At 53.5% G+C, this 14,334-nt stretch carries 13 protein-coding genes and 2 pseudogenes; 14 read left to right on the forward strand and 1 reads right to left on the reverse strand.

Annotation, left to right across the window (positions count from 1 at the left end; genetic code table 11):
• A pseudogene (locus tag R6T97_RS05715) lies at window positions 1-568 on the forward strand (hypothetical protein); the annotation flags it as partial.
• Window positions 569-656: 88 nt separating this feature from the next.
• Window positions 657-971, forward strand: a complete 315-nt coding sequence (locus R6T97_RS05720) for a hypothetical protein (RefSeq protein WP_410348333.1) — start codon at window positions 657-659, stop codon at window positions 969-971.
• 80 nt (window positions 972-1,051) lie between these two features.
• Here R6T97_RS05720 and R6T97_RS05725 read toward each other — a convergent pair whose 3' ends face one another.
• A complete protein-coding gene (locus R6T97_RS05725; RefSeq protein WP_410348334.1) occupies window positions 1,052-1,519 on the reverse strand; it encodes a hypothetical protein in 468 nt (155 codons plus the stop codon).
• A 194-nt stretch (window positions 1,520-1,713) separates the two neighbouring features.
• Between R6T97_RS05725 and R6T97_RS05730 the strand changes: the two genes are divergently transcribed.
• From R6T97_RS05730 to R6T97_RS05785, 12 genes and pseudogenes are all read left to right on the forward strand, one after another.
• Window positions 1,714-2,079: a DUF4168 domain-containing protein gene (locus tag R6T97_RS05730; protein ID WP_410348335.1), complete on the forward strand. Its 366-nt coding sequence runs from the start codon at window positions 1,714-1,716 to the stop codon at window positions 2,077-2,079.
• 556 nt (window positions 2,080-2,635) lie between these two features.
• The gene (locus R6T97_RS05735) at window positions 2,636-4,066 is read left to right on the forward strand and encodes a type II and III secretion system protein family protein (protein ID WP_410348336.1); all 1,431 of its coding nucleotides are present in this window, start codon (window positions 2,636-2,638) and stop codon (window positions 4,064-4,066) included.
• A gap of 15 nt (window positions 4,067-4,081) precedes the next feature.
• Window positions 4,082-4,732, forward strand: a complete 651-nt coding sequence (locus R6T97_RS05740; protein ID WP_410348337.1) for an OmpA family protein — start codon at window positions 4,082-4,084, stop codon at window positions 4,730-4,732.
• A 248-nt stretch (window positions 4,733-4,980) separates the two neighbouring features.
• Window positions 4,981-6,225, forward strand: coding sequence for a CpaE family protein (locus R6T97_RS05745; protein ID WP_410348338.1), 1,245 nt, complete (start codon window positions 4,981-4,983; stop codon window positions 6,223-6,225).
• A gap of 11 nt (window positions 6,226-6,236) precedes the next feature.
• Window positions 6,237-7,697 (forward strand): CpaF family protein, encoded by a 1,461-nt coding sequence (locus R6T97_RS05750; protein WP_410348339.1) that lies wholly within the window; start codon window positions 6,237-6,239, stop codon window positions 7,695-7,697.
• A 5-nt stretch (window positions 7,698-7,702) separates the two neighbouring features.
• Window positions 7,703-8,668: a type II secretion system F family protein gene (locus R6T97_RS05755; RefSeq protein WP_410348340.1), complete on the forward strand. Its 966-nt coding sequence runs from the start codon at window positions 7,703-7,705 to the stop codon at window positions 8,666-8,668.
• Window positions 8,669-8,677: 9 nt separating this feature from the next.
• A complete protein-coding gene (locus tag R6T97_RS05760) occupies window positions 8,678-9,643 on the forward strand; it encodes a type II secretion system F family protein (protein WP_410348341.1) in 966 nt (321 codons plus the stop codon).
• The gene (locus tag R6T97_RS05765; RefSeq protein WP_410348342.1) at window positions 9,643-10,203 is read left to right on the forward strand and encodes a tetratricopeptide repeat protein; all 561 of its coding nucleotides are present in this window, start codon (window positions 9,643-9,645) and stop codon (window positions 10,201-10,203) included. Before R6T97_RS05760 ends, R6T97_RS05765 begins: the two co-directional genes overlap by 1 nt.
• Window positions 10,204-10,230: 27 nt before the next feature.
• Window positions 10,231-11,085 carry a tetratricopeptide repeat protein gene (locus R6T97_RS05770; RefSeq protein WP_410348343.1) on the forward strand — a complete coding sequence of 285 codons (855 nt, stop codon included), beginning with the start codon at window positions 10,231-10,233 and terminating at the stop codon, window positions 11,083-11,085.
• A gap of 6 nt (window positions 11,086-11,091) precedes the next feature.
• A complete protein-coding gene (locus tag R6T97_RS05775; RefSeq protein WP_410348344.1) occupies window positions 11,092-11,583 on the forward strand; it encodes a prepilin peptidase in 492 nt (163 codons plus the stop codon).
• A gap of 126 nt (window positions 11,584-11,709) precedes the next feature.
• Window positions 11,710-13,020 (forward strand): ATPase, encoded by a 1,311-nt coding sequence (locus R6T97_RS05780; protein ID WP_410348345.1) that lies wholly within the window; start codon window positions 11,710-11,712, stop codon window positions 13,018-13,020.
• Between the two features lie 81 nt (window positions 13,021-13,101).
• Window positions 13,102-14,223, forward strand: a pseudogene (locus tag R6T97_RS05785) (DEAD/DEAH box helicase); the annotation flags it as partial.
• Window positions 14,224-14,334: the final 111 nt, after the last annotated feature.

A 14,334-nucleotide genomic window follows, 5' to 3' on the forward strand; every position in this document is an offset into this window, starting at 1 on the left:
GGCCCGAACATCGAAGACAGCAAAAAAGTCAATCGATTCAATCCAGTCGATCAAACACCTGCGCAAAGGGCTCTCCATCTACAAGACTGGTCGGAGCCCTTTTTGGTTTATTCGGCTGCGAGACCCCCTTGCTGGCAAGTATATTGTTCGGTCATCCAAAGAGACATCCCGCCTTGATGCCATCGAAACAGCCCATGAGTTTGCTGACAACTTCCGCAGCAAGGCGAACAGCGAGTTTGCGCAGCAGAAATCAACGAGCTTTGAGCACTACGCTAAATTGCTGATGGCCTCCCAGAAGGGCAAGTCGAAGTGGTCTGACGGCGACAACAAGCTGTTGAACCGTCAAAAAGACGGCTTAATCATCTATTTTGGCAAACACGATGTGACGAAGGTCACGACTGGCATGGTCCGTGAATACCTGCTGCGTCTTGATGACAATCGAGACAGGCCACTGGCTCAATCGACCAAATCCAAACATGTCGTCATCATCCGAAAGGTCCTGTCTCTAGCCATTGATGCCAAAAATCAAAACTGTCGACACGCCCAGATATGTATTCACGGACAATGAGTTTGTTCGGTTCTCAAAAGCGTCATTTGAATGCGCTGAACGGGGCGATGTCGTCCGAGGCGTTCAGATCACTGCCCATCATGCGAAGATGTTCAAGTTCATTGTCCATAGCTTTTTGCGCCCAACAGAAGGTGAACTGTTCGGGTTGAAGCACAAGGATATTCAGTCGCATTCCAACCCAAATTATCTAGGAATGAACGTCAGGGGCAGCAAGACAGATCAACGGGTAAGCGTGACCATGCCACTGGCAAAGGCGCTCTACGGTAGCATCAAGACGCCGCTAGAATGGCCGCATGTTGATCCTGAAGAGTTCGTCTGGATGCCTGACTACCCAAACAGGACGACGGCCATCAACACGGCTAGACGGCTATTCAAACACACCAACTCGACACCCCTCGCATGAAGAAGGCGGGTGGATTTAGTTGGGTTTCAACAGGTCGGCCGGATTCCGGTCGTTTGCTGGCAAGTTAAAAAGATAAAAGCTCACCTCAGTGTCGCATCGAAAGTGATAACTGGCCGCGCCTCATCGCTGACGACTTCCGTTGCAATCTTTGCATTCAGGATGTCATGACCCGAAAATTCGATTGTCGTCCCATCAAGCTCGGGCGGCTGTGCTCTGACTGTATAACCATCCTCGTCAAGCGCTTCGGACCAAGTGTCGAACAGATTGCCAATGTCGTCCTGTGTTTTGAATGAAAACATGCGGATGCTCGATCCGATTGCCCGTTCCATCGTCACTTCGGCATCACTCGGTAAAGACAGCATTTCAGGGACCCAACCCTGTGGCAGTTCATCAGCGAATGCGATCCCAACCGCAAACAAGGCAATCATCAAACCAATCACGCCGTCCTTGATGCAGCTGTTGAATCGGCGTGGCGGTGAAACAGCATTGATCGTCTGAGGCGGGGCCATGACGCAAAGGGCGCCGTTCGGGCAAATTTTATTTTTCATGCCCCTCACTTAACGCATGTGCCCGCACGTTCAACTTTGTCCGCTGGAACGTAGCCCTTGAAGGCGGATATTTGCCAGTCGCGATATTGCGGGTCCAGCACCCTTGTCGGCAAATTCTTGCGACCCTGATTTGCAATCAGAAATAGTTTCCTTAGGTGTGGCCTGCGACCGAAAAACCGAAAGGAAACTTTAAGATGTTGAACATGAAAGCAGTAGCCACCGCCTTTACAGTGGCGACGCTTGCGGTTTCACCTGTGATTGTGACGCCCGCCCTCGCGCAACAGGCACCCGTGACCACAGAAGTATCAGAGTCAGAGCTTGATGCATTTGTCGTCGCCCTGAAGGACGTGATCGTGATCGAAGAACAGTATGGCGAACGCCTGCAGCAGGTGAGTGATGAAGCAGAACGGCAGAACATCATGAGCGAAGCGCAAACTGAAATGGCACAAGCCGTGGAGGCAACCCCTGACATCGACATAAATCGCTACGTCGAGATCATGCAACTCGCGCAAGCGGACCCAGATCTACAGGCCCAGTTGATGGCCAAGCTCGAACAATAGTCATTCAAATTTGACATATTGACGGGTCTGCAGGATTTAAGAGGCCTGCAGACCCGCTTTTGTGACCAGATTTGAACACATAATCATTTTGCCGGGTTTGTTCGCGAACCTAAAAGACGATCAGTTCAGAAAGGCCATCCATTCTGTTCGCCAAGGTAGGTGGTGTGCGCGCAATCTCGTATCACGGATGCTTCTGACCGTTTTCCGCCCATGGTCTCGCCATGTTGGCCTTTTCAACAACTCGCATTCACCACCTTATTTGGCATCTGTGGCCGTGAAACCAAGAAAGATGACATTCTGCAGCTCAGTACTATCTTACTGAAAACTTGCCTTTTCATTCTATAGCATCAGGTCGTCAAATTGCTATTTGCAGAACCTCTGTTCTGTGAAAACCATTCTCATTCCACCCAAATCAGCGAGTGTTGCTCTTTGTCCACATTCGCTCTGCCCTCCAAAGCCTTGATTCTTGCAATAAAACTGCAACTGCCGCATGGTCACGACATCATGGGCGGGAAGACCCGTTAAAACGAGGCGTGATCGGAGAGGCAGGTCACTTATGAAATATGACAGATTCTTAAAGGCAGCAATTGCTGGCTTGACGTTGTCGCTAACAGCGGCAGCACCTAGTATCGCACCGGCCGAAACGTTGCGCGTTTTGCGCGGCGAGGCGTCCAGTGCACTCAGCGTCCCGATGAGCCGGGCCGTCGTCGTGGAGAGCGATGTACCCTTCACGGAACTTTCGATTGCGAACCCGGGTATCGCAGACATTTCGTCTTTGTCGGACCGGACGATCTATGTTCTGGGCAAAGAACCCGGTCGCACGACGCTGACCTTGCTTGGTGAAAACGGTCGTTTGATTACGAACGTCGAAATCCACGTATCTCCTGACATTGCCGAGTTCAAAGAGCGGTTGACGCAGATTCTGCCGGGCGAAAACATTGAAGTCCGTACGGCAAACAACGGAATCGTACTTTCGGGTACAGTCAGTTCGATCGCGCGCCTGGATCGGGCGCTTGATCTGGCTGAACGTTATGCGCCTGACCGGGTGTCCAATCTGATGACAGTCGGTGGAACCCAACAAGTGATGCTGAAGGTGCGCTTTGCAGAGATGCAACGTTCGGTCAGCAAAGCGCTTTCAAGTTCTATTGCCCTCAGCGGCCTTGGTTTCAATGACGATGTCAGCATCACCGGCGGTACGAACCGTACGATCGGGCAAGGCGCAATCACCAGCGCACTTGGTGGGGCTGTTCCTGCCTCAAACGCAAACAACGGCGCTGTTCTATTTGGCTTCGGCGCAGGCGGCCTCGAAGTTGGCATCCTGCTTGAAGCCTTGGAAACCCGCGGTGTCGTGCGGTCTTTGGCTGAGCCCACCCTGACAGCACTCAGCGGTCAGGAAGCGACGTTCCTTGCGGGCGGTGAGTATCCGGTGCCAACGGCCAATGATGGCGGCACGATTTCAGTGGAATTCAAACCATTCGGCGTAGAACTGAGCTTTATCCCGCGGGTTATTGATCAAGATATCATCAACCTGGAACTGTCGGCTTCGGTTTCAGCAATTGACCCGTCAAGCGGGTTTCAGGCCAATGGTTTCTCGGTTGACGCGTTCACACGTCGTGAAACATCAACAACCGTTGAAATGCGCGACGGTGAAAGCTTTGCGATTGCAGGTCTGTTGTCTGACGACTTCACTGACTTGAATGGTCAATTGCCGTGGGTTGGCGACATCCCGGTTCTGGGGGCCTTGTTCCGCAGTGCCGAGTATGCGCGCCGCCAGACGGAACTGGTGATCATCGTAACGCCTCACCTTGTGTCGCCGACACGCGGTGAAGCATTGGCATTGCCGACTGATCGGGTACGTCCACCCACCGAGCAAGGTCTTTTCCTGTTTGGCCAGGTGGCGCGTGAAGGCGGGCCAACAAGCGGTGGCGCAGGCGAAGTGGCACGCCAGGACTTTAGCGGGTCCTATGGCTATGTCCTTGACGAATAATTGGAGCATAAGTCGATGAAATACATGATCACAGCGGCCGTTGCTGCCGCAACACTTAGCGCCTGTTCGTCAGCGGACAGGCAGATCGGTGCAGCTTCCTTTTTTACAGAAGCTGGATCGACCCTGGATGCCGGTGACTTTGGCGAGGCGACGATGAACAATCGCCTCGTGCAAACCGGCGCGCAGGACTACACGATCAATTTGGCACGTCGTTTTGCGGCCGATGTGGATACCACGGTCAACTTCGCGTTTGACTCAACCGTGCTCGATGCTGCTGCGCGGAGCGCACTGATGAAGCAAGCGGACTGGATTCGTCAGTTCCCTGAAGTGCGTTTCAAGGTTTATGGTCATACCGATCTTGTCGGCAGCCAGACCTATAACCGTTCTCTTGGCTTGCGCCGCGCCCAAGCCGTCGTCGCATTCCTGTCTTCACAGGGGATTGATCGCAGCCGTCTGGAAGCTGTCGTTTCCTTCGGTGAGACGCAGCCTCTCATCGTAACCGACGGTCGCGAGCGTCGCAACCGCCGTACCGTGACGGAAGTCACTGGTTTCGTTAAAAATGATCCTATGGTGCTCAACGGCAAATATGCCGCGATTATCTTCCGTGACTATGTGGCCAGCGCCACATCACAAATCGCCGTGACGGCCGACCAGCTGGGCGGCTAAAATATCCTGACATTATTGACGCCGGATCCTTTGATCCGGCGTCAAATTTTGACCAAAGAATTGCAAATCGTCGCAAATTTCTGCACAATCGTTGTTGTTTGGTCCTATTATCGACAAAATTCTCAGTATTGTTAGGATTGTACCAGTGGTTTGCCACAGCGATGCGGGCTGACCTGTTTGTGATAATATGCCTGCTAATAACTATGGCATACATTGAAAGTAATTAACGTGATGGGGACATCAAAGATATGAGTACGAGTCCGGTTGTCCAAAGCGATCCGCCACAGATTGTGGCGTGCACAATCAGCCGCGATGTGCAGAATTTCGATTTGTTGATCGAAGATATGGAAGCCGCACTGGGTGATGCTTGGGGCGATCTGAGCTTTGAAGATGCTGCTGCTTTTCTAGGGCAGCCAGATGCGCGCAGCCTTCAGTTCGTTACGCTGGCCATGGATGCAGAGGACGAGGATAATCTCCCGGGTATATCCAGTGTCATCGCTGCCGCGAAAGAAGCTGGCATCAAGGTCATCCTGATTGCCGAAGATGTAAGCCCGACTGCGCTACACCAGCTATTGCGCGAGGGTGGTGATGAATTTGTCCCCTACCCGCTTCCAGAAAACGAGCTCGCACGCGCGATTGAGCGTGTCTTGACGAAAGAAGAACCCCGTGCGCCGCAAAGCGGAGACAAAAGCTTTAAAGCGACCGGAGACCGGGCCGGTGTCGTTATTCCTGTCCACGGTATAGCCGGAGGTACGGGTGCTTCAATGTTGGCCGTCAATCTGGCTTGGGAACTCGCCAATATCGAAAAGAAAGATCCGCCAAAGGTCTGCTTGCTGGACCTCGATTTTCAGTTTGGATCTGCATCGACCTATTTGGATCTGCCGCGTCGCGAAGCGGTGCTTGAATTGCTGACGGATACCGCCACCATGGATGCCGAGGCATTTATGCAGGCGTTGCTGACCTATGGCGATAAATTACATGTTCTGACTGCCCCGATGGATATGATTCCACTGGATATGATCACACCCGAGGATATTACACGCGTCATCGAGATGGCGAGTAGCCACTTTGACTATGTGATCATCGATATGCCCTCGACGATGGTCGAGTGGTCCCAGACAGTTCTTGAAATGGCGCATGTTTATTTTGCGATGATCGAACTTGATATGCGGTCGGCGCAAAACACGCTGCGTTTGAAACGTGCCTTACAGTCCGAAGACCTCCCTTTTGAAAAAATCCGGTTCGTTCTTAACCGGGCACCGGGTTTTGCCGATATGAACGGCAAAAGCCGGGTCAAACGCCTGTCTGACAATCTGGGTATCTCGATTGAGGTACAACTGCCCGACGGGGGCAAGCCCGTCATGCAAGCTGGCGACCACGGCGCCCCGCTGTCAGAGACAATTCCCAAGAACGCGCTTCGCAAGGAGATTTTGAAGCTTGCGCAATCAATTCATGAAGTGAACCAAGCTGATGCAACCGAAGCACGAGCTTAAGAGGTAATACCATGTTTTCAAAGTATAAAAAGCCTACTCTACCCAAGGATTCAATGGTCCCGGCATCCGCCGCGACCTCAAAAATAGATGCTGCGGCAATTGCGCCAGCAAAGTCAGAAGAGGCGCGACAGCCTCTTGTAAAGACGGCACCTGCACGTCGTCCCGGTGACGTGGCCCCGGTCGACAAGGAAAAGCGGCGCAAGGAGCGGTTGGGCGAGATCAAGCTCGAGCTCCACAAAGCGCTGTTGGACAACCTTAACCTTGCCGCGCTCGAAAGCGCGTCCGAGCAGGAACTGCGCACGGAAATCAACGCGATTGCGAACGAGACCCTTGAAGATATGGGGATTGTGCTGAATCGTGACGAGCGGCAGACACTCAGTCAGGACTTGTTCTTCGAGGTCACCGGTCTTGGACCGCTTGAGACATTGCTCAAAGACGATAGCATTAACGACATTCTCGTGAACGGACCACAGCAGATCTTCGTGGAGCGGGATGGTCGGCTTGAATTGACAGATATCACCTTCAAAGACGAACGCCACTTGCTGCGGATCATCGACAAGATCGTATCGGCTGTGGGTCGGCGCGTTGACGAATCCAACCCATATGTCGACGCCCGTCTGGCCGATGGCTCGCGTTTCAACGCGATGGTGCCACCGATTGCGGTTGACGGGTCACTGGTTTCCATTCGTAAGTTCAAGAAAGACAAGCTGGGCATTGAAGAACTCGTCAAGTTTGGTGCTTTCACCGAAGAGATGGCGGCCTATTTGCAGGCGGCGGTATCGACCCGCCTCAACATCATCGTGTCGGGTGGTACAGGCTCTGGTAAGACGACAACGCTCAACGCACTTTCGGGCTTTATCGACGACGATGAACGTATCCTGACGATCGAGGATACCGCCGAACTTCAGTTGCAACAGACACACGTCGGTCGGATGGAAAGCCGCCCGCCAAACGTTGAAGGCAAAGGTGGTGTGTCACAGCGTGATTGTCTGAAGAACGCACTGCGCATGCGTCCTGATCGGATTATCGTGGGTGAGACGCGTGGCGAAGAAGTCATCGACATGTTGCAAGCCATGAACACCGGCCACGACGGGTCGATGACCACAATTCACGCCAACAGCGCGCGTGACGGTGTGTCACGTTTGGAAAACATGATCGCGATGGCTGGCATCGAGATGCCTATCAAGGCAATGCGAAGCCAGATTGCTTCCGCCGTGAACCTGATCGTACAGGCCTCGCGTTTGCAGGATGGTTCACGTCGTATGACTTCGATCACCGAAATTACCGGTATGGAAGGCGATATTATTTCGATGCAGGAAATTTTCCGTTATCAACGTGTCGGTCTGACACCTGACAACAAGATTATCGGCCATTTTACGGCGACAGGTGTTCGCAGTCACTTCTCAGAGCGGTTCAAGCTTTGGGGCTACGATCTTCCACCAGCCATCTTTGAACCGATGGTTGCGGAGTAAACAACATGATTTCAGTCGAACCTCTTATTTATATCCTGATCTTTGTCGCTGTTCTGGCGCTGGTTCAGGGTGCTTATCTTGTCATTTTTGGCAAGTCGATCAGCATGGACGGCAAGGTCAACCGCCGTCTGGACATGCTTGATAAAGGCGGGAACCGCGAACAGGTGCTTGAACAACTCCGCAAGGAGATGACGCAGCACATGAAATCCCAAAGCATCCCGATCTACTCATTGCTGGCGGATCGGGCGCAGAAAGCGAACATTGCTTTTACGCCTATTCAGTTGATCATCATGATGGCCGTGCTGAGCGGCGTTTCGTTCATGCTTCTGACAACACTTACTGAAGTCGGCGTGCCGATCCGTGTTCTTGTCGGTGTCCTGATGGGTGTCAGCGGAGTTTATGTTTGGGTCAACGGCAAGGCCAATAAACGTATGAACATGCTGGCAGAACAGTTGCCTGAAGCGGTTGAACTCATGGTTCGTTCATTGCGGGTCGGTCACCCTTTTTCATCTGCCGTCGGTATTGTTGCCCGTGAAGTGCCCGATCCCCTCGGAACTGAAATGGGGATGATTTCTGATGAGGCGGCATATGGTCGTGACATGGGGGAAACGCTCAAGGCAATGGCAGAGCGTTTGGACAATCAAGACATGCGGTTCCTGGCTGTTGCTGTGACGATCCAGCAAACGTCGGGCGGTAACCTAGCCGAGATCCTCGATGGTCTGGCCAAGGTGATCCGCGCGCGCTTCCGGCTCTTCCGTCGCGTTGCCGCGATTACAGCCGAGGCGAAGTGGTCGGGCAATCTGCTGTCTGCTTTTCCGATCATTGCGTTGCTTGGCATTAATCTGGTCAAGCCTGATTATTACGATGAAGTCATGGAAAGCCCACTGTTCATTCCTGCCGTTCTGATCGTGGTTGCCTTTCTTGTGGTCAACCTGCTCGTCATGCGTGCTCTGGTAAACATTAAGGTCTAGGTGGAGCGAATGGAAAATATTCAGACAATGATTACCGAACTTCTGGGGCCATTCGGGCCACTCATGGTCGTCGGCTTGTTGGGCGTCTTTCTTATTCTGGTGACGTTACCGGTGTTGCTGAAAAAGGAAGTTGACCCGCTCGACAGGTTGAAGGCTGCTGGCAATCCGGCAAAGGTGTCGAAGTCAAAAGACAAAGAACTACGTTCGGCCACCAACAAGGACAAGCTGGAAAAGTATTCCAACTTCTTGGAGCCTCAGAACGCTGAAGAGTATTCGGTTGTGAAGCTCAAGCTGATGCAGGCAGGCTATCGCAGCAAGAACGCAATCCGTATTTATAGCTTTATGCAATTTGCCTTGGGCCTCTTCGGACTGTTGTGCGGTGGTGTCTACTCGATCATACAAATGTCAGGTCCGGTTGAGGTTACGACACAGCAACTTGTCATGTGGATCCTGATACCCGGCGGCGTCGGCTACTTTCTGCCGAAATATTGGGTCACGCGGCGCCAGCAGATGCGTCAGGAAGCGATCACCAATGCGTTTCCGGACAGCCTTGATATGATGCTTGTCTGCGTCGAGGCGGGTCAGTCGCTTGACCAGTCGATCATCCGTGTTGCCAGAGAGTTGAAGTCCGGCTTTCCCGAACTTGCCGAGGAGTTCGAAATTGTCAGTCAGGAGGCCAAGGCCGGCAAAGACAAGAACACTGTTTTGAAGGACATGGCAGACCGTTGCGGCGTCCCGGATATCTCAAGCTTTGTGACTGTGTTGGTGCAATCTTCGCAGTTTGGTACATCCATTGCCGATGCACTGCGGGTTTATTCGGCAGAGATGCGTGACAAGCGTGTCATGCGCGCGGAAGAGCAGGCAAACAAGTTGCCAACCAAAATGACGCTTGCGACCATGATGTTGACGGTGCCACCTTTGATGGCAATGCTGATTGGCCCATCCATTTACGCGATTGTCGTCAATCTGGGATGATGATTATCGGGCCTCTCCGAATTGGCCTTGCCCTTCTGTTTCTGGCCGCCTGCACATCGGGCGGCCTTAACCGTTCACCTGATGGCGTTTTTGCACCCGGCGCTGCGCGCGGAGACAGTGCGGACGGGCTGATCGTGGGGCATCGGCTCATGGCGGCTGGGGAATTTGAACTCGCCCTGAAAGCCTATAATCGCGCCGCTGCCCAACAGGGCCTGAACGTCGATACGATGTCTGCCATCGGGTCAGCGAACCTGAACCTTGGTCGTTTGGGGCAGGCAGAACGCTGGCTGCGGCGCGCAGTCGAAGAAGACCCCGCCTTCCCCCCTGCATGGAACAATCTGGGCGTTATCCTGATGGAACGCGGTGAAATCGGAGAAGCCAGCGAGGTTTTTCGACGTGCATTTGCCGCAGACAACGGAAATTCAGACGAAATCCGTGACAATCTGCGCTTAGCGCTCGCAAAATTGGAAAATTCGGACGATACTGACAATCAGGAAAATCAGAATTTCAATCTGATCCGGCGCGGTGCAGGCGATTTTGTATTGATGTCGGACCTATAGGCAAGAGCAGCAAAAGGACGCAGAAACATGCGCCAATCAATTTTTCTGACGCTTTGCGCGGCGGCCATTGGCTTGTCCGCGTGTGAACAATCAGGCGAAGCAGAGGTGGATCGCGCCCTCAAAGACATCAACGTCGTGGATGAAACCAACCTCAATGACGTGATGCTGACTGTAGGTGATCCCAATGAAGCGGTCCGCTATTTTGCCAATGCTAATGCCAATGACCCGGGGCGGATTGACCTTCAACGCGGTCTGGCAAAATCACTTGTCCGCGCGAAACGTCCCGTCGAGGCAATCAGCGCATGGCAGACCGTTTTGTCCAATCCAGAATCAAACAACACCGACCGGGTGGATCTTGCCGATGCCTTCATTCGTGCCAATGAGTGGCAAGATGCGGCTGCAACGCTGAATACCGTTCCTCCGACCTATGAAACCTTCGAGCGCTACCGGCTCGAGGCGATGGTCGCAGACAGCCAGCAGCAATGGCAAAAGGCAGATAGCTTTTATGAGACGGCTGTTGGGCTGACGACCCGACCTGCGACAGTTTACAACAACTGGGGTTTCTCAAAGTTGACACGCGGCGATTATGCGTCGGCAGAGCGTATGTTCGTCGATGCCTTGCGCTTTAACAGCAATATGTTCACGGCCAAGAACAATCTTGTCCTGGCCCGTGGCGCGCAGCGCAACTATACGATCCCTGTTGTGCGGATGACCCAGATTGAACGGGCGCAACTGATGCACACCATGGCGCTGGCCGCGATCAAGCAAAACGACATCACGATCGGCAAGTCGCTGTTGAACGACGCGATCAACACGCATCCGCAGTATTTTGAGGAAGCCGCACGCGCACTTGAGGCCCTCGACAACAATGCCGTGAACTAAACGCAAATGGGAATCACAGCACAGGCAGCGTATTGGTTTCTTCCGGCTGTCATTCCGATCACATTGTTCATTTCATGGAATGACATGCGCGACATGAAGATCACCAATAAATCGGTGCTCGTCGTCATGATCGCCTATGCTGTGCTGGGTCCGTTCGCCTTTGGATGGGAGATGTATTTCTGGCAATGGCTGCATTTCCCCGTCGCGCTGGTCGTCTGCATGGCCCTTTGGGCATTGCGTTTCATGGGGGGCGGTGATGCCAAGCTTATTGCCGCAATTTCCCCGTATTTCGTGATGGCCGACATCACGGTGATCTTGCGTATTTTTGCTGCCAGCCTGATTGCCGCATTGGTCGTCCACACTTTGTTCCGTCTGACGCCGCTCAAACGGCCGGTTGCTGAATGGAAAAGCTGGAATGCTGGCTGGTATTTCCCAAAGGGCTTCCCCCTCAGCATGACCCTTCTACTATATCTTGTATCTGCAGCGGTCTACCTGTGAAAATTCGACCAATGCCTTGGACAGGCACATCTTTGTTCACTATTTTGCCATAGTTACTGTTAGTATTCGTCAAGATAAGGCCTGGTCTGCGGCCAATATGCAATTTTGTGATGGGCGGGATCCTATATGAACGTGCAAACCTCCAGTGTCATGGCGCCACCCGCGCCCCGCAGCATTGACGGCATGCTTTTGCCATTGGCCATGATGCGCGATATTCTGATCAAGACGATGTTCCGCATGAACCTTGATTTGGTATCGACCATCAGCAAGGCGATTTGTCTTCCGATCCCGGTAACACAAGAGCTTGTCGACATGGCTCGCAGCCAGCTTCTCTTGGAAGCGACAGGCACCCTGAACGCAAACAGCGGCAACGAGATGGGTTATCAGCTCACCGACGCGGGCCGCGCACGTGCGCTCGATGCTTTGGGTCAGTCCGAATATTACGGCGCAATGCCTGTGCCGCTCGATATTTACCGCCAGCAGGTTCAGCGCCAGTCGATCCGTAATATCCAACTGACACGTGACCAGTTGCAAACGGCGATGGGGCATCTGATCCTGCCGGATGATTTGCTGTCCAATCTTGGTCCGGCGGTCAGTGCCGGTCGTTCGATCCTGATGTACGGTCCACCCGGCAATGGTAAATCCTCCATCTCCAACGGTATCCGCGATGCATTGGGCGACAAGATCTACGTGCCGCGCGCCATCGAATACTCTGGTCAGGTCATCACCGTATATGATCCGATCGTGCACAGTGCCGCAGAAGATGACGTGGACGATCCAAACAGCCTGCGCCGCACCTCTGGCCGTTTCGACACGCGCTATGTCCGCTGCGAGCGCCCCACCGTGATTACCGGTGGTGAATTATCGCTGTCGATGCTTGACCTTGTTTATAACCCGACCGCGCGTACTTATCAGGCGCCATTACAGCTCAAATCAACCGGCGGCATCTTTATTGTAGACGACCTTGGTCGTCAGCAGGAACCACCGCAGACCCTTGTGAACCGCTGGATTGTTCCACTGGAAGAGAACAAGGATATTCTGGCCCTGCAATCGGGTGAGAAATTCGAAGTGCCGTTCGATACGCTCGTCGTCTTTTCGACCAACTTCCATCCTAATGCGATTTTCGACAAAGCCGCGCTGCGTCGTATCTTTTACAAGATCAAGATCGATGGCCCCGATCAGGAAGACTATCTCAAGATTTTTGCAATGGTGGCCCGCAAGCGCAAAATGCCGCTGGATGAGGACACTCTCGTTCATCTGCTCAATGTGCGCTATCCCGAGATCGACAACGTCTACGCAAACTATCAGCCGATCTTCCTGATCGACCAGATGATTTCAATCTGCGAATTTGAAGGCATCCCCTACCAGATGTCACCCGAATTGATTGATCGCGCTTGGGCGAATATGTTCGTGAAAGAAGAAGAAATCATTCACTGACATCTTTCGACGCGTCCAAGACCAAGGCACAAACTTGAGTCCACCTCTTGACGCCCCTACCGGATGCGTCACCTTAGCCGCATGACCGCGTTGCCCCCCCAATTCAAAGACTGGTTTGCCGAACGTGGTTGGACCATTCATCCGCATCAACAGCAAATTCTCGATCAGGCGGCTGCCCCTTCACTGATGCTGATCGCGCCCACGGGCGGGGGTAAAACCCTCGCGGGTTTCCTGCCATCACTTATCGAACTCGCCGACGGGCAGCATGAAGGGTTGCACACGCTGTATGTCTCGCCACTCAAAGCGCTTGCTGCTGACATCAAGCGCAATTTGCGCACACCAGTGGCTGAAATGAACCTGCCGATCCGGATCGAGGACCGCACCGGCGATACAACCTACACGCAAAAACGGCGCCAGCGCGCTGACCCGCCGCATATCCTGCTGACTACACCTGAATCGCTGGCCCTGCTGACCAGCTATGAAGACGCGCCGCGTATCTTCAAGGGCCTGCAACGGATCATCGTTGACGAAATCCACGCAATGGCTGAAAGCAAGCGTGGTGATCAGTTGATGCTGGCCCTCAGTCGCCTTGAGACGCTCGCCCCCGGCCTGCGGCGCATGGGTCTGTCGGCCACGGTGGAAGACCCCGCAGCCATCGCCGCAGAACTCTCCTGCCACCCCGCCCCTTGTGCAATTATCAACGCCGATCCCGGACCGGACCCGGACATTTCCATGTTGGTTACGCGGGAAAAGCCGCCTTGGACGGGTGGGGGTGCCAAATATGCCATTCCCACAGTGCTGGAAGAGATCAAGAAGCACAAAACGACTCTGGTATTTCACAACACCCGTGCGCAGGCCGAGATTTTTTTTCACAACCTCTGGCTGGCCAACACGGATGATTTGCCCATAGGGATTCACCACGGCAGTCTGGCACGCGTGCAACGGGAAAAGGTCGAAGCCGCGATGGTCGCAGGACACTTGCGCGCGATTGTCTGCACCGGTTCGCTCGACCTCGGCATTGACTGGGGCGATGTCGATCTTGTGATACAGGTCGGCGCACCCAAGAACGTGAAACGGTTGGTGCAACGGATCGGCCGGGCAAATCATCGCTATAACGCCCCGTCCAAGGCACTTCTGGTACCTGCCAACCGCTTCGAAGTGGTCGAATGTGTCGCCGCCCTCGAAGCCGTCAAAGAACACGACCGCTTTCGGTACGCCGACTAAGAACTTCCGGGCTGCTTTTTTGCAGATTAAAGAGGCGCCTTATATCGAAGCCGCTAAGGCGTACGGTGCGAAAAATTCACGGGTTATTTT

Origin of the sequence: Yoonia sp., from assembly GCF_046498525.1 — a bacterium.
In the GTDB taxonomy this organism is placed as follows: domain Bacteria; phylum Pseudomonadota; class Alphaproteobacteria; order Rhodobacterales; family Rhodobacteraceae; genus Yoonia.

Excerpts from the sequence above, each read along its gene's own strand:
- R6T97_RS05720 (WP_410348333.1), top strand. The coding sequence starts at position 657 with ATGTTCAAGTTCATTGTCCATAGCTTTTTGCGCCCAACAGAAGGTGAA.
- R6T97_RS05725 (WP_410348334.1), bottom strand. The coding sequence starts at position 1,519 with ATGAAAAATAAAATTTGCCCGAACGGCGCCCTTTGCGTCATGGCCCCG.
- R6T97_RS05730 (WP_410348335.1), top strand. The coding sequence starts at position 1,714 with ATGTTGAACATGAAAGCAGTAGCCACCGCCTTTACAGTGGCGACGCTT.
- R6T97_RS05735 (WP_410348336.1), top strand. The coding sequence starts at position 2,636 with ATGAAATATGACAGATTCTTAAAGGCAGCAATTGCTGGCTTGACGTTG.
- R6T97_RS05740 (WP_410348337.1), top strand. The coding sequence starts at position 4,082 with ATGAAATACATGATCACAGCGGCCGTTGCTGCCGCAACACTTAGCGCC.
- R6T97_RS05745 (WP_410348338.1), top strand. The coding sequence starts at position 4,981 with ATGAGTACGAGTCCGGTTGTCCAAAGCGATCCGCCACAGATTGTGGCG.
- R6T97_RS05750 (WP_410348339.1), top strand. The coding sequence starts at position 6,237 with ATGTTTTCAAAGTATAAAAAGCCTACTCTACCCAAGGATTCAATGGTC.
- R6T97_RS05755 (WP_410348340.1), top strand. The coding sequence starts at position 7,703 with ATGATTTCAGTCGAACCTCTTATTTATATCCTGATCTTTGTCGCTGTT.
- R6T97_RS05760 (WP_410348341.1), top strand. The coding sequence starts at position 8,678 with ATGGAAAATATTCAGACAATGATTACCGAACTTCTGGGGCCATTCGGG.
- R6T97_RS05765 (WP_410348342.1), top strand. The coding sequence starts at position 9,643 with ATGATTATCGGGCCTCTCCGAATTGGCCTTGCCCTTCTGTTTCTGGCC.
- R6T97_RS05770 (WP_410348343.1), top strand. The coding sequence starts at position 10,231 with ATGCGCCAATCAATTTTTCTGACGCTTTGCGCGGCGGCCATTGGCTTG.
- R6T97_RS05775 (WP_410348344.1), top strand. The coding sequence starts at position 11,092 with ATGGGAATCACAGCACAGGCAGCGTATTGGTTTCTTCCGGCTGTCATT.
- R6T97_RS05780 (WP_410348345.1), top strand. The coding sequence starts at position 11,710 with ATGAACGTGCAAACCTCCAGTGTCATGGCGCCACCCGCGCCCCGCAGC.